This is a genomic window from Granulicella tundricola MP5ACTX9 (genome assembly GCF_000178975.2).
Taxonomy (GTDB): Bacteria; Acidobacteriota; Terriglobia; order Terriglobales; family Acidobacteriaceae; genus Edaphobacter; species Edaphobacter tundricola.
Genome location: NC_015057.1, coordinates 140,384 through 162,379, shown reverse-complemented (window position 1 = coordinate 162,379; position 21,996 = coordinate 140,384). Strand labels below are relative to the sequence as shown.

Here is a 21,996-nt window from a genome sequence, read left to right as displayed (position 1 = left end):
CTTCTGGAGAGGGTAGGTCATACAAGCTGCTCAACAAGAGGAATACCTGTATGCGTGTTGCTCTGCCACGCTCTGGAATGGCAATCTAATTCGCGCTCGACTTCGGATAGAACATCATCCCATTTCCCGGGCTCCGTCTGCCTGAACAAACGAGCGCTTGGATACCAAGGGGTATCGACTCGTCCTCGTAGCCAACGCCAGTCTGGGGTGTGGTGCAGCAGGATCCAAACCGGCTTCCCAAGGGCGCCTGCCAGATGTGCGACCGATGTGTCAACGGTGATGACAAGATCCATATTCAGAATTGCAGTAGCTGTATCAGTGAAGTCGAGTAGGATCGCGTCGAGGTCGATAACATGCTGCGCCGTCGCAAACTGCGTCGCAGCTGGTCCTTTTTGTAGCGAATAGAAGGCTATCTCTGAGGCAGATAAAATGTGACTGAACTGATTGAACGGAATGGAGCGCATTCTGTCACGCATATGATCAGGATTACCCGCCCAAACAACCCCTACACGTAGCCGCTTGGAGGCTAAATGTTCAGGCCATGCCATGTGACCGACCTCGGTATGAAGATTCGGAATGCAGGCGGGAATGCTTTCGATATCGGTTTCAAAGATGGAGGGCAAACTGAGCAACGGGCAGTGGAAGTTAGTTTCTGATGCGGCCGGGGAATCCTTCGTGATAACCAAAACGGATGGATGAATATTCTCCAATAGCTGAAACAACTGGGGCTGTACCTCTAGAATGACCTGCGCGCCAAGTTCAACCAGTAGCAACACATAACGAGAGAATTGGATCGTGTCGCCAAATCCCTGCTCCGCGTAAACGAAGATGCTGGACCCACGAAGATCTTCACCTGTCCAACGTGGTTGGGTGAGGTGACGCTCGTTGCGACTCGACTCCCTGACCTGCCAGCGAAGTTCATAGTCTGGCCATCCCTCCGCGAAATTGCCGGCGGCGAGCGTAAGGGTGCTCATGTTGAAGCGGGTTAAGGCGTGTCCGGGATTTGCTTTGAGCGCAAGGTGGAAGCATTTCATCGCTCCGGCCTCATCGCCAAGGTTATTCATAGTATTGCCAAGCGTGCAGAGTGCCTCTGCATGGGCAGGGTCTCTCTGGAGTACCTGGCGGAGGGCTTCAATCGCCGCAACTGTGTTTCCCTGCTGTGCTAGCACGCTTCCCAGATTGCAGTAAGCGGCGAGCAGATCAGGATCAAGCTCGATTGCTTTGCGGAGCATCATCTCTGCAACCTGCCATTGTCCAAAATCCATCAGCAACGCACCAAGATTGCACAGCGCAAGAGGATAGTCGGGCTTATGTTTGATGGCCAGAAGATAGGACTCTTTAGCCTTATCAGTCTCTCCCAAAAGGTGAAAGAGCGTTCCGAGATAGTTGAACGTCTCCGCGTCGTCGGGTTTCAGAAGCAGCACGTTTTCGAAGGAGTTGATCGCTTGCTGTGTCTGTCCCTCAGCCTTTAGCTTCCTGGCAAGATTGAAGTGAGCATCGGGATTGTCGGGAAAACGTCTTGCGGCCTCACGATAGATGTTTAGGGAAGCATCTTTGTCATCGTCAAACTCCAGCAGATGGCCCAGATTGAAGTAAACATCAGGCCGGTCGGGGCAAAGACTCAGCAGTTGGCGGTACAGCTTTAAAGCTTCGTCTTTGGTTCCGCTCGCCAGTAGAAGTTTGGCGAGCAGTTCAATGGAGTCGGCATCGGCTGGATTGAGGGATATTGCACGCTCATAGCCCTTGATTGCTTCGAGAGTATTGCCTTGATGAGTGTGAGTCTTTGCCAGATGGTGGTGATAGGTGGCGACCGACGGACTTTGATGAATAGCTTTCTTGATGAATCGTTCTGAGACACTCAGGTCTCCACGTTGACGTGCAAGAACGCCCGAAAGGTTGAGTGCGTCGGCATGCGCAGGGTTGAGACGGAGTAGAGCTGTGTAGCAGTGCGAAGCGTCGGACAATCTACCTGCGCGGTGATGCGCCAGCCCGGTCTGCAACAGATCCATGTTGCCGGCCTGTTTGGATGACTGCCTCTGGGGCGATTTCTTCACGGAGAGGGGCCTTTCCTTTCACAACGGTTTCTCAATGACCCACATGGAACTCAGTACATGAAGGCCGCCTGATCATCCAATGCACGTCGTATGCCAATCACTCCAATCCAGCGTGAACCTGGAAAACTGGGCCAACCTGAAGCAATGTGCAAGCTAACTGACCTTCAGTAACCCGGGTCGCAGTGGAATCCCAAGCTTCAATCGGCTGTCTGGACGATTTTCATGAGCGGATCATGAGAACCGAAAAGGGCCAGAAATCGAAGGCGCTCACGGCTTTCGCCTAACATGGACAAGATGACTCCCCAACCTATCCGCCAAGCCCTGATCCTTCTGAGCCTTGTCCTCTCGTCCCTAATCCCGGCCGCGGCCCAGGCCGCTTCGCCCACCGGTGGCGTCTCCGCCGTCTGGTCCGCAGATCAAGGCAACGGAACCTACAAGAATCCGGTCCTCTTCGCAGACTACTCAGACCCTGACGTCATCCGTGTCGGCGACACCTTCTACCTCGTTGCCTCCAGCTTCAACCAGATCCCCGGCCTCCCCATCCTTACATCCAAAGACCTCGTCAACTGGCACTTCGCCGCCCACGCTCTCCCCGTTCAGCCGCCGGACGAGCTATACAGCAAGCCACAACACGGCAAAGGAGTCTGGGCCCCTGCCATCCGCTTCCACGACGGCAAATTTTTCATCTTCTACCCCGACCCAGACCTTGGCATCTATATGACCCAGGCCAAATCCATCCAGGGCCCCTGGTCCGCTCCGCTACTTATCAAAGCCGCCCCCGGCTGGATCGATCCCTGCCCCCTCTGGGACGACGACGGCAACGCCTACCTCGTCAACGCCCTTGCCGGCAGCCGCGGCGGCATCAAGAACATCGTCGTCCTTAGCCGCATGGCCCCGGACGGAACTGCCTTGTTGGACTCCGGCTCCATCATCGTAGACGGTCACCTCCACGACCAGACCCTCGAAGGCCCCAAGATCTACAAGCGCCACGGTTACTACTACATCTCCGCGCCTGCAGGAGGCGTAGTCCCCGGCTACCACGTCGTCCTCCGTTCCAAAGACATCTACGGTCCATACGAGCGCCGCGTCGTCCTCGCCCAGGGCAAGACCTCCATCAACGGCCCCCACCAGGGAGCATGGGTCGACACCCCCACCGGAGAAGACTGGTTCCTGCACTTCCGTGACCAGGGCCCCTACGGCCGCGTCCTCTATCTCGAGCCCATGCACTGGGCCAACGACTGGCCCGTCATCGGCCAGAACATCTCCAAAGAGGGAACTGGCGAGCCCGTCGCAACCTTCCGCAAGCCCAACGTCCCCTCGCAGCCCATCGCCACCCTCCCGGACTCGGACGAGTTCAACGAGCCGCACCTCGGCCCTCAATGGCAGTGGGAGGCCAATCCCCAGTCGGACTTCGCCTTCCCCTCAAAATCTATGGGTGCGCTCCGGCTCATCAACGAGCCCCAATCCTCCCCCAACCTCTGGAACCTTCCCAATCTCCTCCTCCAGAAGTTTCCCGCGCCGGACTTCACCGTCACCACCAAACTTACCTTCACCTCGCGCTTTGCGGGGGAAGAGACCGGGCTCGTTGTGCTTGGCCAGAGCTACGCCTACATCGCCGTCAGAAATACCGGAGACCACCTTGAAGTCCGCCAAGTGGAGCGTCAGGATGCCGAGCATGATGGCAAGCAGACCGAATCTCAAGCTGTCCCCGTCACCTCCACCACCCTTTACCTTCGAGCCCGGGTGGAGCGCGACGCGGACAAGCCGGAAGCCACCGTCAGCTATAGCTTCAGCACGGACGGCTCGGCCTTCCAATCCATCGGTACCCCATTCCATGCCACCCCCGGCCGCTGGGTGGGCGCACGCATCGGCCTCTTCGCCACCAGCCCAGCAACCACCGGCGAGCTCGGGTACGCAGACTTCGACTGGTTTCGCTTTAGCCGATAACAATTGGCTCAAGCTGAGCCGCGTCCCCCTTACTCCTTCTTCGCCTAGGTGATCTTCAAGGGATACTTGTGGACCGGCAGTCCGCTCTGATCGGAGACGCTTAACTCGTATGCGCCCGGTTGAAGATCGCCCGAAGGTATAGTGACTTCGATGTACCTCTCCACTCCTGCTTGAATGGGCCGCAGGTTGTAAAACGTGCTCTGGAAGGAATGGCTTTTCCCCCGGAGCGAGGCAGTGTATTGAAGCTTGTCGCTTTCAGCCGGCAGGAGAATCTGCAGTCTCACCTGGTCAGCCGAGGCAGGTATATGGACATCGGAATCAGCATGCCCCCGGAGGATAGCCGGAGAGAGGATGACGGGATAGATAGAGCCCTGACGAGGAGGGTTGTTCGCTGCGATCACGGTTGGGGGCTGTGGGTTGGAGGCGGGAACCGGATGCGGACGATGAGTGAAGATGACTGCAATCAGGGTTGCAGCGATTGCGATCAGCGCGGCGGCGCCGTAAGCGAGCTTGCTTCGGGCCTGGCTCTTTGGGCGCTGATGCGGGGCTTCTGCTGCATGGGCTCGCATGGAGCTTAGGGCGTGCGCGAAAGGTGTGAGCGCGCGCAGGTTTAGATCGATGAGGAGCATGCGCTCGAAGCGTTGGTGCTGCGTCGGCGAGAGACGGCCGTCGGCGTAGGCGTCGATCAGGTCAACTTTATATTCGGCAAAGACGGAGGCCAGATCTTCGCTTTCAAAAAGTGCATTGTCCATGGCTTCGATTTGCGACTGGGGGAGTTCGTCGAGCAGGTAATCGAGTACCAGGTCTATCCGTTCTTCGGGATTGGTGGGAACAATCATTAAAGCCTTTCTGAAGTATGTGGCAAAATTCGCCTAAGCATCACAAGGGTGGGCGCTTCAGGTCCTGGGCGGCGATGCGTTTTCGCAAGCAATCTTCCAGGAGCTTACGGAGGCGCAGCATTCGATTGCGGAAAGTGTTGAGGGACAGATCACTTTCCGCGGCCATCTGCTGACGAATGTCGATGCCTTCCCGGGCGGTGGCGCTGTAATAGAGCAGGATCTGTTTTCTCTGAACGGGAGCCAGATGTTGAAGACAGTGTTCAAGGTATTGCTCGAGGTTAGGGAGGCTGATCCCCTGGATCATGACCTCCTCTGTCAGGTGACCCGGGCCAAGACGGGAGAAATCCTCAATCATGGTCTCCCTACGGCGCTGTGCGGTCCGCTCTTCTCTTAAGAGCATGCGAGCGATGCCGACTGCGTAGCTCAGCGGACTTTCTACTACTAAACCCTGGTGGATGCGCCTTGCCAGACGATCGAGGCAGATATCCGTGAAGCCGTCAGTATCGCTGACCTGATGGAGATGAAAAAAACGGATGAGTCTCTGGCGAAGCGCCTCGTAGGCCACGGCAGCCTGGTCTGGATCTCCATCAAGCACAAGCAGGAGCGATGCCAGCGCCGCCCGATCAAGGCTCCAGACCCGCCTGGCGATAGGCGGAGCTTTGGGCTGGGCTTGCTCGGCTCCTAAGGCAGAAGATTTATCAGGGGACATTCAGTTTCCCGGGAGACCTTCAAGTTGAAACGCGGCCCAATAAAGCGGCGAGCGGTGCTGAGTGGAATGGACAAATGAGAGTTGCGCGCGGCGCAAGGAAGCGCCCGGGGGCAGATGTAACGTGAGCAGGTTGTAGTAGAAGTCTCGCACAAGCTGGCTCGAGGCCTGATCCTCAACGCTCCAGAGAGAGGCGATGACGCTTTGAGAGCCATGGGAGAGGAAGGCGTTGGCAAGACTGTCGATGCCTTCTCCTGGAATTTCCTTTCCAGCTGCGGTACTGCAGGCGCTGAGGAAGACCATGCCCGGCGCGCCCTTGAGGCGGTAGATCTGATTGAGCCAGAGCATCCCGTTTTGGGTGCGACCGGATCTGCCAAACATGCTGAAGGCGATGCCGGTGAAGGCCGGTGACTGCCCGATGAGAGCGTGGAGGGCAAGATGCATGACCTGATAGCGGCTCCAATCCGTGCTCAGGATGGCGTGGGATGAGGCATCGAAGCCGATATGCGTTTCAACGCTGCTACCGGAGGCGAGAGACGCGATCGAGTCTGCCTCCGCGCGGGATGCGGGCAGACGTGCGAGCTCAGGAAGGACAAACGCGGAGCGGAGCGCGGTCTGGGACAGATGAGCGGGCTGATGTGGCAAACGTTCATCATCGGCTGCATAAACGGGGTCTGCGAAGATAGCGATGGCAGCATAAGGAGACGATGGGTGGCCTCCGGAATTTGCATGGATGTCAAGGAGATGCAGGAGGACAGAAGACGAAGGCTCTTCAATGACTTCGCCCTGTAGGAGGATTGGAGTCTCTTTGAACTGCGGGGTTAGCGCGGCGAAAGGCAGCGAGGCGAGAGCGCCATCTGGCACTATATAGAGAACGCCTGCGGGATGGCCGGAGGCCGGGCCTAGAAGAAGTTTGCCCATTTGAAGAAGAAGGTCTCCAGCGCGTCGATCGGATTGCTCAAGGCGGATAGTGCGGGCGGCGAGATCTTCTCCCGGAATAGGCGATTGCCTTGCAAGGATAGAGTCAGTCAGGCTCTGGACTTGTGCTTCCAAACGGCGGCGCGGTGGAAGCGGGAGCATTTTGACACCGTGGGCAGTGATGTACCAGAGGCAGCTTTCGGCGTCGCCCAGCCAATACTCGATCAGAGAGGCGTGTTGAGTGGAAAGAGAATGTTGCAGTGAATCGAGGGTTGCAAGGCTGGTTTCGGGTTGCCGCTTGGCACTTTGAGCGGTGCCTGCAAGGCCGTCACAAATTGCGAGCTGTCCCTGAATTTCGTTCTGCGTGCGGGTGATCCGATAGTTTGCGTTTTCGTCGCTCACATTCAGGTCGTGCAGCCGTTGGTAGGCTGCTGCGAGATGCAGCTCGCAGGAGGCTGTCTCGGGAGAGGGAGTCGTAGTGGAGAAGTTAGCGGCCTCCGCGAAGAAGCTGCTTTGATCGAGCAAACTGCGGGCTCTCGCCATCTCCGCAATCTGAAATGCGCGGTCGACGTAGTGCCTGTTGGGGTAGGCCCGGTTGAGGCGAATCATGAGTTCGATGCCGAAGGCATAGACGCCTTGTTGATCGGCGAAGTAGGATGTGCGAAGCTCCCGGCCTGGAACAAGCACACGCGTGCTTTCAATGAGGTCTAGTGCATGATCCTCCTCCGTCTGAGCGAGCTGAAGATCCGATGCCACGTCAATGCGGGCAAGTTGGGCCAGAGCGTGCGCGGTCTGTACGCGATCCTGAATACCTTCATACAACTGGGCTGCATGGCTATAGTCCGCACGCGCGGATTTGAGGTCTTTCAAGCCCAGATACAACTGCGCAAGGTCCCGTGTGGCGTTCGCTTCGCCTTCAACATAACCGATCGATTGAGCCAAGGCGGCGGCTTGTCCGGCTTGCTGAATGCCCTCGCGTGGCTTCTTTTCCGCAGCCAGGGTCAAGGCCAAGCCACTCTGGAGAAGTACGGCTTCGCGCGAAAGCTTTGAGGAGCCGGAGAGCGCGATGCCGCTGTCATAAGCCGTATGAGCTGCTTTGAGTTTTCCCTGTGAGCGCTCCAACGCAGCAAGCTCTGACGTGATTTCAAGCAGCGCCGCGGTATCGCTTGCCTTCTTGGCCGAGGTGACAGCCTGCTGGTACGCGTCCTCTGCGAGATCGGCTTTGCCAACCTCCTGGTAGAACCTTCCCAAGCCTCGCCATATGAGAGCTTCGATTGCGGGGTAAGGGGTCTTTCGAGTGAGCGTCAGCGCTTGCTGATAACTGTCGTAGGCCTGATCGAATTCATCACGGGCTAAATGGATGGAGCCAAGGGCTTCCAGTGTGTAGACCCGGCCATACTCGTCGTGAACCTGGTCGGCGATGGCCGATGCGCGTGCTGCAGTTTCAAGGGCTGCGGGAGTATCGCCGCTTTCAAAATAAACGTAGGCGAGGTTGCCGCGAAGGATGCCCTCCCAGTACAGGTCATTGAGTTGCTGGTAGATTGCGAGAGATTGATTGGAGTGCAGGATCGCGGATGGGTAGTCGGAGAGATAGTAGTCAGCCGAACCGAGGGTCTTCAGGCACAAGGCTTTGAGGGTCAGGATTGACCGGTCACTGTAGAGCGCGGACGAGGAGTTTGTATCCAACTGAGCTGCGACGGCGGCTGCCTGAGCTGCGACGCGCTGGGCTCCCACGTAGTCGTTCAAACGGAAGAGCAGGAGACGGGATTGCTCGGTCAGAATTGCCAGGGTGAAGTACTGATCCTTCAGTGGCTGGATCAGATTCAAGGATTGTTGAAACTCATCATTCGCGTGCGGCCATTGTTTTGCATTCGCGCTGCGCCGCAGGTATTCCGCGTCGTAGAAGAGATCTTCCGCGGTGGCGCGTTGTTGCGCCTCGGGAAGAGAGAAGGAGGCTGGACTGAGATCGAGGGAACCTTCGGACGATTCATTGGAGTGGTACGACTGAATCGCCAAGGTATATTCGCTGGCGGGGCTACCTGCGGGTGAGGCGTTGGTGAGCGTGGAGGGGATTGAAGCTCCCGATCCGGAGTCGTTGGTTCGGGTGGAGCCCGTGATGCGCGGGCCATGGAGGATGAGCTTCTGGAAGTGCTCGCCTTGCGTGAGAACGAGCCGCAGCGATTGTTGTGGAGACAGAATGATTTTGTATGTCCGGGCTTCGCCGACTGCAAGGTGAATTGCTTGAACGGAGCCGGGGGACAGGATCGTTACGTCTTGGGGGGGCTGAGTTGCAGTGGACTGTTGCTGAGCTGCTGAGGCGGAGCACGACCAGGAGGCTAACCCTACGAGCAAAAGCAGACGAGCACCAATCAACGCTGCTTGAAGCGTCGAAAGCGAGGACAGAGGATCAACTGCGCCCGAAACTTTGCTCATTCGAACCCGGAAGTGAAGTGCAACGGTCGATTGCCGTGGAAAGAATCATGGACAGCGTGGGTGTTTTCGTAATTTACCACCTCTTGGGGAGATCTCGGAGTCCTCCACGTAGAGATAAGTTTGAAAAGCGAGGTGACGGAGGCTTTTAAACATGATGAAAACAGGTTTCGAGTCACCTAATTCAGAGGTGCTCTTCCTTGTATCAGCCGGCGTGGTTCTTCAGAGACGTTTGTATAAAGCCATACCTTACCGGCATCCCTCACAGCCGGCGTTATCTGTGTCTTGTATTGTTTTGCCTACTATCGTGTTCACTGGTTGTGAACCGGGCTCACGGGCAGATGGCGTCGAAATGTGCGGCGCTCGCCTCGTCCAATGTCTCTGATCATGTTTCGCGTTATCTGCTGCCGTTCGGAAGCAGCCCGTTTCTGCCAAGTGAGGCGAGGGCGGCCTTTTCCGGCTTTCTAAGTCCCGCCGAGGTTCCGACGGCGGCTTGGTGTGGGGAGTGCCATAAGGCTATCTATAAGCAATGGCGTGAGTCGGCCCACGCGAACTCGTTCCGGACGGTCTGGTACAAGAAGAACGTTCAACTGCTGATCGATCAGAAGGGTGTTGAGTTTTCTCGGCACTGCGAGGGGTGCCACAACCCGGTCACGCTGTTCAGCGGCGCGCTTACGAATGGTCCAACGTGGATCGAAGCTTTGACGAAGAAGGTGTGACCTGCATGAGTTTTCATGCGGTTCAGGGGGTGACGTCGACCCGGGGGTTGGGGAGCTATGTGCTGGGGCGGCCGGCGGTGATGGTGGATGAGGAGGGGCGGCCGGTGGCGGGGCTGCCGTCCAATGCGGCTATCCTGGCCCATCCGGAGAGGCACAAGGCGGCGGTGATGCGGGGTGTGCTGCAGACGCCGGAGTCCTGTGGGAGCTGCCATAAGGCCAACCTGCCGCAATCGCTGAACGGGTACAAGTGGTTGCGGGCGTTTACGACGTATGACGAGTGGCAGCAGTCGGGCTGGTCGATGCAGAGTCCGATGGCTTTCTTTCCGAAGAATGTCGAGAGCATTGTCAGAGTTGCCACATGCCGCCGGGGGCTTCACACCGGTGGTTGGGGGCGAATACGGTTGTCCCGGTGGCTTATGGGTTTGAGGAGCAGTCGGCTGAGGTGGTGAAGTTTCTCAGGAACAAGGCTTTGCGGGTGGATATGTTTGGGGTGGGAGGGCCACTGGAGGGGGGTGTGGTGCGGGGTGGGGAGAAGGTTACGGTTTCGGGGGTGGTGCAGAATACGGGGATCGGGCATAGTTTGGTGCCGGAGCAGAGGGACTTCTATGAGTGCTGGGTACACTTTGAGGCTCGGGATGAGCGCGGAAAGTTGATTTATGAGAGTGGGGGGGTGGGAGGTGGATCACCGGCTGAGCGGGGAGGCTTACCGGTATACCAACCAGATCCTCTCGGAGAGTGGGGAGCGGCTGAACCGGCATGAGGTGTGGAAGGTGCAGGCTCGGGCGTACGACAGTACGGCGCGGCCGGGGCGGGCGGAATCTGGAGCGGTACCGGTTCACCGTGCCGGTGGGGGTGAAGAGCGTAACCGTGCATGGGGCAGTCCAGTACCGCAGGTTCCGGCGGGAGTTCATGGACTGAGTGTTCGACGATGGGCCGAGGCATGAGGACCGGTATCCGACCGTCACGATGGCTGAGGACAGCGTGGTGATGAATGTGGGTGAGACGACGCCTCCGGCGGCTTCCTCCGTGACGCCGTTTGTGCGGTGGACTGCCTACGGGATTGCGCTGCTGGATAAGCAGGAGTTCACGGCGGCTGCGGCTGCTTTCCGGCGCACGGCTGTCGAGTATCCCAAGCTGGCGGATGGCTGTATCAACGAGGGTATTGTGCTGTACACGCAGGGTCGGTATGCCGAGGCGCTGAAGCTGTTTGCGGCTGCGGATGCGATCGCGCCGGAGAATATGCGAGCTCGATATTACGTGGGCCTCTGCTACCGGTGGCAGTACCAGTACGCGAAGGCTCTTGCGGCTTTGGTGCCGGTGGCTAGGGCGTACCCCCGGTTTGGGCAGGTGGATGATGACCTGGGGTGGATCTATCTGCTAAACCGCAGATATCCGGAAGCCAGGTTGGAGTTCGAGGCGGCTCTGGCGGTGGACCCGGACGACGTGGTCGCGCATAAGTGGCTGTCCGGGATGTACACGGCGCTGGGTGAGAAAGGCCTGGCTGCCGAGGAGGCTCGCCAGACGGCGCAGACGAAGGATGATCCTGCGGCGTTGTGGCGGGTGCTGGGGTACTGGCGGGCGAATCTGGATGTGGCTCGGGAGGTGACGCCTGGTCATATCCACGGGGATGAGGATGGGTTGAACGCTGAGACTAAGCAGATTCTGAATACTCAGAATCCGCCTAGTATGGTTTGGATTCAACATCGAGGAGGGTACCCCCTCCCCCCTGTTTGATCCAAAGTCTTCATTCGATTGTGGTTAGGTCTGGACTTATAGTTTAGTGGTTAGTAAAATTGGGCAACGGCAATGCCAATACGGAGGTTCTGGCTTCGCCAGAATGACGATATTGGTGGGTAAGCGGTTGGGGCTTTGGGTGTGTATGTGGTGGTTCGGGTTCTCTTCCAGTTTTCAGCTAAGGGTTGTGAGGTGTCAGCTTTGACGTGTCAGTTTTTGGGTATGCTTCTATTTTATCAAGGTGCGGGGGGTGAATACCCCAACTATTTTCTTGAGCTAAGTTGTAGTAAGGGAATGGGTTGAGCGATTTTTTGGGTGGACGGGGGCTTGACAAACGATTTTGCTGGTGTTTTTGCGAAAGTTTGTTGGAACTAGTTTGAAATCTGCAGGTTAGCCTGCTCCTGGGCAAGGTATTTCTGGTAGAGGTCGAGGGACTGGATGCCGTCTACGCGCTTTTCGTTGAGGGAGAGGGCGGGGACGCCGCGGATGCCGCGGCGGGCGCCTTCGAGGTGGTCAGATTCTATGTCTGAGGTGAGGGTGGGGTCGGCCAGGGCTCGGTGGAAGGCTTCTGGATTCAGGTCGGCCTGGGTGGCGGCGGCTTGAATGATGGCCTGAGCGGCGGCCGGGTCAGGGGGCAGGGTTTTGCCTGCGAGGAGGTAGTAGAAAGGCCAGAACTTTTGCTGATCGGCGGCGGCCAGGAGGCGCGGTGGGTGAGGGCTGCGGCGGGGTGATCGGGGAGGGCGTAGCTTTTGAGGATTACGCGGAGTTGGGTCTCTTTTCGAGGGCCTTGCTGGGCGATGAGCTGCTGGATGATCCTGCCGATGGCTGGTGCGGCTGAGGCTTCCACGTCCGAGAACCAGAGGATGGTGTTGGGGGCGTTGAAGGTTCCGGCGATGAGGTGGTCGGGTGGGGGTGGGGCGGCGGCTAGCTGGGTTGCGGGTGTGGTGGTGCCGGGTTGCTGGGTGGCGAGGGCTACGGCTTGCTGGAACTCCGGCAGGGAGCGGGCTCCGGAGAGGAAGTGGCAGTTGATGAAGAAGGCGGGGGTGCCGTCTACGCCGGCCTTGTTGCCGAGGACGCGGTCTGTGGCGATGGAGGCGCGGAAGCGGCCGGAGGTGAGGTCGGCCTGAAAGCGTGGGAGATCGAGGCCGATCTGGCGGGCGAAGCTGTCGAGGTTGGCGCGGTCGATGGTGTCCTGCTGGGCGAAGAGGAGGTCGTGCATGGGCCAGAACTTACCCTGGGCACCTGCGGCGAGGTCGGCTTCCGCGGCGATCTGGGAGTTTTCGTGGATGTCGAGGGGGAAGCTGCGGTAGATCCAGCGGATCTTGCCTCCGCTTGCGGCGATGAAGTCATGCAGGGGCTGGACAGAGCGGCGGCAGACGGGGCATTGGAAGTCGGTGAACTCGACGACCGTTATGGGGGCGTCCGAAGGGCCTAGTGCCTGGGTTGCGTCTGTGAGCATCTGCTTCCAGAGGTCGGGCGAGACGATGGCGGCGGAGTCTTCGGTTGCAACGGTGGGCGGGGCGTCGGCTTTGTGGATGTAGTCGGCTTGCTGGATGAGGGAGCTGAGTTCGACGAGGGTCTGGGCACCGGTGGTTTGTTTGCCGTTGATGTAGAGGGTGGGGGTGGAGGTGACGCCGAGGGCGTTGCCTTCGTTGACCTCGTCGATGACCTGGGGGAGGAAGCGGTGGGTGTCGAGGTCGTGGGTGAAGCGGGGGAGATCGAGGTGGAGGGCTTCCGCGTAGTGGAGGTACTGGTCTCGGGTCATGGTGCGCTGGTTGGCCTGGATGAGATCGACCATTTCGAGATACTTGCCCTGGGCTCCGGCGGCGAGGGCGGCTTCATGGGCAAGCCGGGACTCAACGTGCTGCTCGAGGGGGAACTGGCGGAGCTGGAGGCGGACCTGATCTGGGTGGGCCTGGGCGTAGGCCTCGAGGTGGGGGAGGGTTTCGGCGGAGAAGGGGCACTCGAGGTCGACGAAGGCGACGATGGAGACGGGTGCGGCGGGGTTGCCGAAGGAGGTCTGGGCAGCTGCGAAGGGGGCCGAGGCCAGGAGGGCGGTGGTGACGAATTTGAAGAGGCTCAATGGGAGGCTCCTGGTGTTGAGGCGGTGGTGGGGGCCTGGGGTTTGACGAGGGGGATTATGGGCTTGAGCTTGAGGAGGGTGAGCTTGTTTTGGGGAGAGCGTTGTTGTTGATCCAGGAGAGGATGGCGGCGCGGGTGGTGGGTTGCTCCAGGCTGCCGGCGAGCTGCCAGCGGCGAGCGTTCTCATGGAGGCCAAGAAGCTGGGGGAAACCTGCGATATTGAGGGCTGCGGCTGCGGAGCTGTTCTGGTCTCGCATCCAGATGGCGGTGGCGAGAGCTGAATGCGCGAGCTGGAGCTGGCTGAGTTGGGCTCCGGTGGCGTGCGTGACGAGGATGATGAGCCTGGCGGGGTCGAGCGGGAGGGGTGGTAGTGCGCCGTTGGGGCCTACGAGGGTTGAGGGTGTGGTGAGGGATTCGAGGAGCTGGAGTGCCTGGTCGGCGGCGGTGGAGTCGAGGTCGCGGTAGAGCAGGAGCCAGTAACCGCCGGGGTTGACGTGGGTGTTGTCCACGGTTGCGCCTTCGGCGGTCCAGAGGGTAAAGGCGGGGAGCGGGGTCTTCTGCTGGAGGATGGCGTGCGGGGTTACGGCCTGCTTCTGAGCGTGAAGCGCGGGGCTGCAGAGGATTTGGAGTGTGAGGAGAGGACAGGCGAGGCAGAGGTGGATCATGGCAGGAGCCTTGTCAGCAGTGAGAGGGTTGCGGGTGAGGGCGGGGTACGCTTGCGATCGACGTTGGCGGCGTGGACGCTAGGAGTGGAGGGGGCGATGGTGGATTGCTGATGAGGTTGTGGGGTGGCACTGGGTGTGCCACCCCCTCCGCCCGACGTGCAGATCGTAGGGTCAAGCGTGAGTTTGAAGGCCGCGGTGTCGCCGTTGTTGGCGAGCGGCATGGTGGCGGTGACGGCGCAGCCGGAGTAAAGGGTCGCGGTGATGGTGCCGGTGACGAAGTTCTGGATGGGGGCGAGCTCGTCTAACTGGAGGCCGGCGAGGCCTTCAGGGGGAGCTTGTCCAGGCGGGCGACGGGCGGAGGCCTGGCCCTGCGAGGTTTGTTGGGTGGCGAAGTGGAGGAAGGCTACTTCGCCTCCGGCGGGGATGGTGATGGAGTTCCAGCGGTAGGTGAGGACGGGGTAGTAGAGGCCGTTGGTGGAGTTGGGCTGGGTGTAGGTGGCGACGTCGATGGGCTTGGCGGGGGCGGCGCCCTGGAAGGCTTCGCCGAGGGAGGGTTCTGTGTAGGGCCAGGGGAGGGTGGCGGGGGCGTCGTCGGTGACGAGGGTCTGGTCGGCGGCGGAGAGGGTCTGGTTGCCTCTGGAGGGGACGACGGTGAGGTTGTAAGGAGAAGGCCTGCTGAATGCCACCGCTGACCTGGACGTCGACAGTGATGGGACTGGAGGTGGGGTTGGTGAGGAGTTCGAGGTAACGGGCGAAGTAGCCGTCGGATGGGACGTAGATCTTGCGGGTGAGGTTGAGGTCGGCGAGGCCGGGTTGGGCGATGGCGATCTGGCGGCCAGCGAGGGAGGTGGTGCCGGTGGTCGCGCCGGTGAAGTTGAGGGTGGTGCCGCTCTGGAAGAGCGAGAGGCGGAAGGCGTTGGTGTAGGGGGGGTAGATGCCGACGTTCGAGAGGGGCTTGAGGCCCTGGGCACCGCTGAGGATGGAGCCGTCCTTCTGGATGTCGTAAGGGAAGTTGTTGAAGTCGGTGAGGGTCTGGCCGAGGGCGACGATGTTGGAGCTGAGGGGGATGTTGACGGTTTCGATGTCGCCGTCTTTCGTGACTGCGCCGGCTACGGTGCCGGAGAGACCCTGGCTGAGGTTCTGGGCGGTGACCTGGAAGGACTCGGCTGGAACGTTGGCGATGGTGTAGTTGCCGCTGGCGTCAGCGTTGACGCCGAGGGCGGCGGTGAGGCGTCCGGATGGGACGAGGTTGACGGCGATGTTGGCGGCGGCGGTGCCGTCGGGGTTGGAGACGGTGCCCTTGACGGTACCGAGGCCGATGTGGATGACGTCCTGGGTGAGGGTCTGGCCGGAGGTGGCGATGGTGAAGAGGGCGTAGTTGCGGAAGATGTTGGCGGAGTCGTAGACGTTGAGGACGTAGTTGCCGAGGGGGACGGTGGGGAATTGGTAGGAGCCATCGGCGAGGGACTTGATGGTGGCGGTGGGTTGATAGGCGCCGATCTGGTAGAGGATGAGGGTGGCCTGGGCGGCGGGGGTGGTGCCGTCGGGCAAGTAGATGTGGCCGGTGAGGTTCCGGTGACGGTGCCGCTCTGGGTGAGGGTTACGGAGAGGGTGACGGTTTGGCCGGATGAGGCGAGGGCGGCGACGGCCGAGCCAGTGTAGCCGTTTGCTCCATCGACTTCTGCGCTGAGCTGGCCGATGGGGACGTTGGAGAAGGTGGCGGAGCCGCTGGTGTTGGTGGTGGCGGTGAAGGTCTGGACCCCGGTGGAGGTGGTGACTTGCAGTGTTGTGTAGAGGCCGCTGCTGTTGCTGAGGGTGGAGACGGTCTGCGTGCCCATGTGGAGGTAAACCGTGATTCCCGGCAGCGGGGTGTGAGCCGAGTCAGAGCCGCGCACGGTTCCCTGGATGGCTCCGGAGGCTCCGATGAGGATGTCCTGTTGGGTGGTGGCTCCGACGTTGACTGATGGTGTGGCGAGACCGGTGAGGAGGATGCCGGTGATGGTGGCGATGGCGGAGTAAGTGCCGAGGGGCAGGCTGGTGACGAGATAGGTGCCGTCCGCCTGCAGGGGATGGTGAAGGATGTGGTCAGCGAGGGGCTGGAGAAGAGGATGGTTCCATTTGTAACGACGGTGGTTGCGTTCAGGCGGACGGTGCCTTAGATCTGGCCGGTGTTGGAGAAGACGACGGGCTGAACGGCGCTGGGGGTGGAGGCGCTGAGGGTGCCGTTGACGGTGGGGGAGACGACCTTGGTGACGGGATGAGTGGCCGAGAGGGTGAAGGGCTCAAGCGGGATGGCGACGGCGTCCGATTGTCCGTCCAGCCTGCTGTTGAACTGGTAGCTCCCTGTGTAGTCCGCGATGGCGACGTAGGTGCGGGCGAAGATTGGGTCCGAGCTTTGCATGCTGACGGTTGCGCCTACAACCGGGGTGACGCCGTCTCCGGCGATTGCGCCGCCGGTGATCTGGCCGGTGAGGACAGCAGCGCGGCGAGGGCGCTGGTGAGGTTCTGGGGGACGCTGAAGTTCTGGATGGCCGTGGCATCCGTGGTGGTGAGACCGGCGAGAGCTTCCGGCGGGAGCTGGATGAGGCGCTGCGCGGCGGCGATGCCGGCCGAGCGCAGAACCTCCTGCGAGACGAAGTGCATGAGCTCGACTGTCTTGCCTGCGGGGATGCGAACCTTCTGCCAGGTGGCGCTGAGTTGCCGTAGGAGCTGGTGAGGGTCAGGAGCCTGCACCGAGCGAGATGGGAGCTTTGCCGTCGTCAAAGACGTGGGCGACGGATGGGACGTTGGCGGAGTTGATGAAGGGGTCAGTGTCCAGGTCTGCGCCTTTCTACAGAGCGAAGTCCGGAGGCTGACGTGGATATTCCACGCTTAGGATTCAATCCAGACCTGCCCTTATAACGAAGGTGGCTGGCAGGAGAAAAACATCTCGAACTTTTTTGGAGCTTCAGCGAATTCTGTTGATGTATGGTGCAGGAATGGCATTCCAACGATTTGGCAGGGTGGCGGTGATGGGGCTGATGGCGGCTTCGGTGTGTGTGGCGCAGCAGCCGGGAGAGGGTGCGGGTGAGGTGGCGGCGAAGTCGGCTTGGCTGACTTTGACCGCGGGGCAGAAGGGTGAGGTGATGCAGTTCGCCGAGCCTTATAAGGACTATCTGCGCCATGCTAAGTCCGCGATGTTGAGCGAGGCGGAGCTGGAGCGACTGGCACGCGGAGCGGGGTTCGCGGAATACATCTCCGCGGCGCAGGTGAAGCCGGGCGCTCGGCTGATCATCAAAAACCGCGGGCGTGCGGCCTTGTTTGTTGTGGTGGGGACTGATCCGATCGAGAGTGGGTCACGGATGGTGGGGTCGCATGAGGACTCGCCGCATATCAATTTGAAGTCACGGCCGGTGATCGATGCGCCGGGATCGATGGCGCTGCTGAAGACGATGCCGTATGGCGGGATCAAACGGTATCAGTGGGCGAACCTACCGATGGCACTGGTGGGGCATATCGATACGGTGGATGGACGGCATATCGAGGTGAGTATCGGGTTTGGGGCGGGCGAGCCGGTGTTTGTGATTGCGGATGCGGCACCGCACTCGGATAGCCAGTTGCGGTCGCGGACTTATACGACAGTATTTGGCGGGGAGGAGATGAATCCGGTGATTGGGAGTATTCCGGGGGAGAAGTCGACCGTGGCGGCGGAGGTGATGACGGCGCTGCGGGCCAGGTACAAGATTCATGATGAGGACCTCGTGTCCTCCGAGCTTGAGCTTGTGCCTGCGACGCAGCCGGCTGATGTGGGGATCGATGGGGGGCTGACGGGATCATGGGGGCAGGACGATAAGCTTTCCGCCTACACGAGCGTGCGTGCGCTGCTGGATGTGAAGGGAACGCCGAAGAAGACGGCGATGGCTTATGTGACGAACTTTGAAGAGACGGGTTCGGTGAACAATACGGGGGCGGGCTCGGACTTTCTGGATATGGCGTTTACGACGCTGCTGGATGCGCAGGGTAAGCCGGCGACAGCGCTGGGAGTGCGGACAGCGATGCGGAATGCGGCGGTGCTATCGGCGGACTGCAACGACGGGGTGAACCCGATCTTTCCGGGGAATTCGGAGAACTCAAACTCCGCCGTGCTGGGGTATGGGGTAACGGTGAAGAAGTATGGTGCAGGGTTCGACCCAAACTCGGAGTTTGAGGCTCGAGTGCTAAGGGTGCTGGATGAGAACCATATCGCGTGGCAGACGCAGACGCCGAAGGTGGATGTGGGGGGCGGAGGGACGATCGGTGGGTTCCTGTCGCGGCGGAATATGGAGGTGCTGGATATCGGGATACCGCTGCTGTCGATGCACTCGACTTATGAGATGTCGTCGAAGGTGGATCTCTGGTCCTACTACCGGTTCATGAAGGCGTTTTACACGATGGAGTAGGCGCGTTTGCGGCGTGCGACGGAGAGGATCGACATGGAAAGGTCCGATGACAATAAAGCGACAGCTGCCAGGTCCGGCTGGAGAGTGTCGTTCTCGCAGACCGCACGCCGGTTTTTGCCGGCGTGCAGACCGAAGATCACGCTGTTCGAGCGGTGTTAGAAGAACAACCGAGCGCCAGCCTGGATGTTGCGAGGGCTGTAGGCGAAGTTGCTGTTGACGGAGTTCACATAACCGAAGCCACCAGTCGCAGTGTGCGGCTGGTAGGTCAGAGTTCCGGATCCGGTGGTTGCGTTTGTGGTCGAGGTCACGTTGTACGCGGTCGTGACCAGGCTGGTGACGTTCTGATAGTTCGCAACGTTGAACGCTTCGCCGATGAACTGGAGATTGAAGCGCTCCGTCAGTTTGAAGTCCTTCTGGATGCGGACGTCAATGACGAGGTCACGAGGATAGGTATAGGTGTTACGGCCGATGGCCGGCACATAAGTTACTCCGAGACCGGACAAGCCGCCATTCGTAGCCTGGAGGCAGCCGTTCGCAGTGCATTGCGCCGGAGCATTTGCTGTATTGACCGATGCGCTGTAAGGCAATCCGGACTGCACCTGCAACGCCGGCTTGATGGACCAGCCGTTGGTGGCCGCATCGACATAGTGATGACCCTTGGTACCGGGCAGGTTGAAGATGGCCCAGCCTACGGCACGATGCCGCACGTTCAGGTAGGAGTTGCCGTAGTTGGCGCGAGCATTGCCGTAGGGATCGAAGAAGTTGTTGCTGCTGAAGCCGGTAACGGAGGTCTGGTTGTAATCGAGCGCGTGAGACCAGGTGTAGTTCACGTCAAAGCTCATGAACTTGTTCGCGCGCTTTGTCATACCTACAGTTGCCGCGTGATAGTTTGCATTGACGTTGCTGAGGCCCGCGTAGACAGCTCCATAAGCCGGGTTCAGGTTGACGCTGGCACTCGATCCGGCGCGACGCTGGCCATAGACCTTGACCGGCACTACGGATCCGCAGGCCAGGGGGCCGCAGGTTCCGGTTGTTCCGGCAAGAACGGTGTAGTTCACCGTATAAGCGTTTGCGGGGTCGACGTTCAGGTTCAAGCTGTTTGGCAACTCGCGGCCCAATGCACCGAGATAGCTCAGCGAGAAGATGGTGTCCCATCCAAGATTCTGCTGAACAGCCAGATCGAACTGCTCTGTGTAGGGATTCTGAAGGTGCTTGTCGATGTACTGGATGTCCGGCGTCTGCCCGGTGAAGTTGGCAGGCAGGGTGGGAAGCAAGGGAGCACCGGCAGCGGTAGGCGCCGGGATGTTGTAGCTCAACTGGCCTGCCGCGGCGCCTGAAGCGAAGCGCGCTCCGAGTATGTTTACGTTCGGAATGCGACCGTAATACATCCCGAAACCGCCACGGATCACGGTCTTGCCCAGACCAAACGGATCATAGGCGAAACCTACGCGCGGGGAGATGTTGTTCTTGTCGCTGATGGTGTTGGCGCTTGGAGCGAAGCTCGCGACCACCAGGTTGGCCTGCTGTCCGGGGATCGACTCATAGTCGTACCGCGCACCGACGTTGACCGTGAGGCGGGGCGAAACCTTCCAGTCATCCTGGACGAAGAAGCCGTAGTCCACCGTGGACATATCGAAGGTGGTGCCGCCGACCGTCTGGTGGAAGTAGCTATAGCAACCAACCGGGGCGTATGCGACTCCGGCTGCCGGGGTGGTTCCGCAACCGCCGCCATCGCCGCTCAAGGCATCCTGCGCAAAGGCCAGGACCGAGGTGTAGTTATAGGTTCCGTTGGGGGAAAAGCCGGAGAAACCGAGCGTGTTCTGAAGATCGTAGTTATGAACGATATCCGTGCCAAACTTCACGGCGTGCGGGCCGAACTGGGCCAACGCGGTATCGCCGATCTGCCATTTGCGTTCATCCGGCAATGCAGGCCGGAAGGCATAGTACGGCTGGCCGGCGATGAAGCCCTGGGAACCGTTGTTCAGGTTGACCTGCGGGGTATTGCCGTTTGCGGTCATGTACTGATTGACGAAGCTGCCGTTGGGCAGCGCGCTCTCGTCGTTCAACTCACGTCCGTACTGGTAACGGATCTCGTTGGTGATTCGTGGGGTGATGACGGAGTCCAGCTTGGCGACCGTATAGTCCAGCTTGACGAAGTCCTTGGCGAAGCCTTCCTTGCCGTAGAACACGTTGGACTGGGTCTGCACGCCGCCCGGTGAATCCCAACGCAGCCGGTGATAGAGAAGGCTGACCGTGTTCTTGCTGTTGATCGTGTAGTCGAGCTTGGGGGTGTTGATGATCTGGAAGCCGATGCGCGGCGTGGTGCCGAGGTCGGTGTTGGCAGCGGCAATCAGGTTGTTATAAGCGGTAGAGGCCTGTGCGGCCGTGGTGGGTTTGCCGGTGCCGTTCTGAATACTCGTGGCAAGGGTTGCGGACTGCGCTGGCGTGAGGGCGGTATAGAACGAAGCGGAAGCAGCAGAACCGGTTCCGGGGAAGACGCGCTGGAACTGGTCATACGCGTAGAAGAAGAAGAGCTTGTCCTTGATGATGGGTCCGCCAAGACCGAAGCCCCACTGGTTGCGCTTGTCCTTCGGCTTGAAGAAGATCTTGCTGGCCGTGCCGGCAACCGGGTCGTAGGCGATGGTGGTCGTGAACTGGTTGGAGGCGCTCCATTGCTGATCGCGGTGGTAGAAGTAGAGCTCACCATGGAACTGGTTCGTGCCGCTCTTGGTGACCGAGTTGATGACGCCGCCGACTGCGCGGCCAAACTCGGCCGAGTAGACGCCGGTATTGATCTGGAACTCGCGAATGGCCACCTGGGACGTGGAGTAGCCGGCACGCGTACGGCCACGCTCTTCACCGTAGAAGACCTGGTTATCGTCCGCGCCGTCGATCTGCACGTTGTTCAACTGGGGCTGAATTGCTCGGAATGAGATCAAACCGAAGCCCTGTGCATCGTTCGTTACGCCTGGCGTCAGCAAGGAGAGCGACGACCAACGACGATTGTTGATCGGAATATTCTCGATCTCAGCGTTCGTCAACTGCCCGCCGTAAGCCGGCGAATCAAACTTCAAGACCGGCGCGTCCGCGGTAACTTCAACCGTCTGTCCGCCAGCGGAGCCCGTCTGCAGGTGCGGGCTGACCTCAGTGACGAGGTTCACCTCCACAGTCACCTGATTGGTCCGTAGAGTGCCAAAGCCCGTGGCCTCCACCGTGACGGTATAGGTCCCGGGCGCGAGCGCGGGGGCCTTGAAGAAGCCGCTGTCGTTGGTGGTCAAGGTGAGGTCGGCGTTGGTTCCGTCATTGTGAATACGGACCGTCGCATTTGGTATGGCGGCTTCGCTCGGGTCAAAGACCGTACCTGAGATTGCACCTTGGGTCGTATTCTGCCCAGACGCTGCAGCGGCAAAGGCCAGTGTGCCTAAAGCGCATAGTTGATGACGCTTGATACGGATCATGAAGCTCCTATCGTTGCTCGATCAAT

At 59.9% G+C, this 21,996-nt stretch carries 19 protein-coding genes; 6 read left to right on the top strand and 13 right to left on the bottom strand.

Features of this window, described 5'->3' with window-relative positions; translation table 11 throughout:
- Nucleotides 1-17: 17 nt before the first annotated feature.
- Complete coding sequence (locus ACIX9_RS19385) at nucleotides 18-2,054, bottom strand: tetratricopeptide repeat protein (protein WP_041597992.1); 2,037 nt, start codon at nucleotides 2,052-2,054, stop codon at nucleotides 18-20.
- Between the two features lie 285 nt (nucleotides 2,055-2,339).
- Here ACIX9_RS19385 and ACIX9_RS19380 point away from each other — a divergent pair, with 285 nt between their 5' ends.
- Entirely contained in the window at nucleotides 2,340-4,001 is a 1,662-nt protein-coding gene (locus tag ACIX9_RS19380) for a glycoside hydrolase family 43 protein (RefSeq protein WP_013572785.1), read from the top strand.
- A gap of 44 nt (nucleotides 4,002-4,045) precedes the next feature.
- Here the strand turns inward: ACIX9_RS19380 and ACIX9_RS19375 are convergent, their stop codons facing one another.
- From ACIX9_RS19375 to ACIX9_RS19365, 3 genes are read right to left on the bottom strand one after another with little or no spacing between them, the layout of a single operon-like run.
- Nucleotides 4,046-4,840: a hypothetical protein gene (locus ACIX9_RS19375; RefSeq protein WP_013572784.1), complete on the bottom strand. Its 795-nt coding sequence runs from the start codon at nucleotides 4,838-4,840 to the stop codon at nucleotides 4,046-4,048.
- Between the two features lie 40 nt (nucleotides 4,841-4,880).
- A complete protein-coding gene (locus tag ACIX9_RS19370; RefSeq protein WP_013572783.1) occupies nucleotides 4,881-5,549 on the bottom strand; it encodes an RNA polymerase sigma factor in 669 nt (222 codons plus the stop codon).
- Entirely contained in the window at nucleotides 5,550-8,897 is a 3,348-nt protein-coding gene (locus ACIX9_RS19365; RefSeq protein ID WP_013572782.1) for a CHAT domain-containing tetratricopeptide repeat protein, read from the bottom strand.
- Between the two features lie 338 nt (nucleotides 8,898-9,235).
- Here ACIX9_RS19365 and ACIX9_RS24145 point away from each other — a divergent pair, with 338 nt between their 5' ends.
- On the top strand, nucleotides 9,236-9,613 hold the full coding sequence (locus ACIX9_RS24145) for a multiheme c-type cytochrome (RefSeq protein WP_049789446.1): 378 nt from the start codon (nucleotides 9,236-9,238) through the stop codon (nucleotides 9,611-9,613).
- A gap of 55 nt (nucleotides 9,614-9,668) precedes the next feature.
- Here ACIX9_RS24145 and ACIX9_RS26065 read toward each other — a convergent pair whose 3' ends face one another.
- On the bottom strand, nucleotides 9,669-9,956 hold the full coding sequence (locus tag ACIX9_RS26065) for a hypothetical protein (protein WP_198152236.1): 288 nt from the start codon (nucleotides 9,954-9,956) through the stop codon (nucleotides 9,669-9,671).
- Between the two features lie 15 nt (nucleotides 9,957-9,971).
- Here ACIX9_RS26065 and ACIX9_RS24135 point away from each other — a divergent pair, with 15 nt between their 5' ends.
- Together ACIX9_RS24135 and ACIX9_RS19355 are read left to right on the top strand one after the other, a co-directional pair.
- On the top strand, nucleotides 9,972-10,373 hold the full coding sequence (locus ACIX9_RS24135; RefSeq protein WP_157478150.1) for a hypothetical protein: 402 nt from the start codon (nucleotides 9,972-9,974) through the stop codon (nucleotides 10,371-10,373).
- A gap of 158 nt (nucleotides 10,374-10,531) precedes the next feature.
- Nucleotides 10,532-11,347, top strand: a complete 816-nt coding sequence (locus ACIX9_RS19355) for a tetratricopeptide repeat protein (RefSeq protein WP_041597990.1) — start codon at nucleotides 10,532-10,534, stop codon at nucleotides 11,345-11,347.
- A 371-nt stretch (nucleotides 11,348-11,718) separates the two neighbouring features.
- Here ACIX9_RS19355 and ACIX9_RS27790 read toward each other — a convergent pair whose 3' ends face one another.
- The 3 genes from ACIX9_RS27790 to ACIX9_RS26560 are packed head-to-tail and all read right to left on the bottom strand — an operon-like array spanning nucleotide 11,719 to nucleotide 14,094.
- Nucleotides 11,719-11,985, bottom strand: a complete 267-nt coding sequence (locus ACIX9_RS27790) for a DsbA family protein (RefSeq protein ID WP_408609735.1) — start codon at nucleotides 11,983-11,985, stop codon at nucleotides 11,719-11,721.
- A complete protein-coding gene (locus ACIX9_RS19350; RefSeq protein ID WP_041597989.1) occupies nucleotides 11,922-13,430 on the bottom strand; it encodes a DsbA family protein in 1,509 nt (502 codons plus the stop codon). The genes ACIX9_RS27790 and ACIX9_RS19350 overlap by 64 nt, the downstream gene beginning before the upstream one ends.
- Before the next feature lie 55 nt (nucleotides 13,431-13,485).
- On the bottom strand, nucleotides 13,486-14,094 hold the full coding sequence (locus ACIX9_RS26560; protein WP_013572780.1) for a hypothetical protein: 609 nt from the start codon (nucleotides 14,092-14,094) through the stop codon (nucleotides 13,486-13,488).
- Nucleotides 14,095-14,217: 123 nt separating this feature from the next.
- Between ACIX9_RS26560 and ACIX9_RS27470 the strand changes: the two genes are divergently transcribed.
- Nucleotides 14,218-14,343 carry a hypothetical protein gene (locus tag ACIX9_RS27470; RefSeq protein ID WP_269744710.1) on the top strand — a complete coding sequence of 42 codons (126 nt, stop codon included), beginning with the start codon at nucleotides 14,218-14,220 and terminating at the stop codon, nucleotides 14,341-14,343.
- Nucleotides 14,344-14,418: 75 nt separating this feature from the next.
- Here ACIX9_RS27470 and ACIX9_RS26060 read toward each other — a convergent pair whose 3' ends face one another.
- The 3 genes from ACIX9_RS26060 to ACIX9_RS19325 all read right to left on the bottom strand — a co-directional run bounded on the left by ACIX9_RS26060 (nucleotide 14,419) and on the right by ACIX9_RS19325 (nucleotide 16,857).
- Nucleotides 14,419-15,645: a carboxypeptidase-like regulatory domain-containing protein gene (locus ACIX9_RS26060; RefSeq protein WP_157478146.1), complete on the bottom strand. Its 1,227-nt coding sequence runs from the start codon at nucleotides 15,643-15,645 to the stop codon at nucleotides 14,419-14,421.
- 604 nt (nucleotides 15,646-16,249) lie between these two features.
- The gene (locus ACIX9_RS19330; RefSeq protein ID WP_013572779.1) at nucleotides 16,250-16,495 is read right to left on the bottom strand and encodes a hypothetical protein; all 246 of its coding nucleotides are present in this window, start codon (nucleotides 16,493-16,495) and stop codon (nucleotides 16,250-16,252) included.
- A gap of 14 nt (nucleotides 16,496-16,509) precedes the next feature.
- Nucleotides 16,510-16,857, bottom strand: a complete 348-nt coding sequence (locus tag ACIX9_RS19325) for a hypothetical protein (protein WP_041597986.1) — start codon at nucleotides 16,855-16,857, stop codon at nucleotides 16,510-16,512.
- Nucleotides 16,858-17,072: 215 nt separating this feature from the next.
- On the opposite strand from ACIX9_RS19325, the gene ACIX9_RS19320 reads away from it, so the two are divergent.
- Nucleotides 17,073-18,512: a zinc-binding metallopeptidase family protein gene (locus ACIX9_RS19320; RefSeq protein WP_157478144.1), complete on the top strand. Its 1,440-nt coding sequence runs from the start codon at nucleotides 17,073-17,075 to the stop codon at nucleotides 18,510-18,512.
- Here ACIX9_RS19320 and ACIX9_RS26055 read toward each other — a convergent pair.
- Nucleotides 18,497-18,652 (bottom strand): hypothetical protein, encoded by a 156-nt coding sequence (locus ACIX9_RS26055; RefSeq protein ID WP_157478142.1) that lies wholly within the window; start codon nucleotides 18,650-18,652, stop codon nucleotides 18,497-18,499. The genes ACIX9_RS19320 and ACIX9_RS26055 overlap by 16 nt on opposite strands.
- 15 nt (nucleotides 18,653-18,667) lie before the next feature.
- Nucleotides 18,668-21,970 carry a TonB-dependent receptor gene (locus ACIX9_RS19315; RefSeq protein ID WP_013572776.1) on the bottom strand — a complete coding sequence of 1,101 codons (3,303 nt, stop codon included), beginning with the start codon at nucleotides 21,968-21,970 and terminating at the stop codon, nucleotides 18,668-18,670.
- Nucleotides 21,971-21,996: the final 26 nt, after the last annotated feature.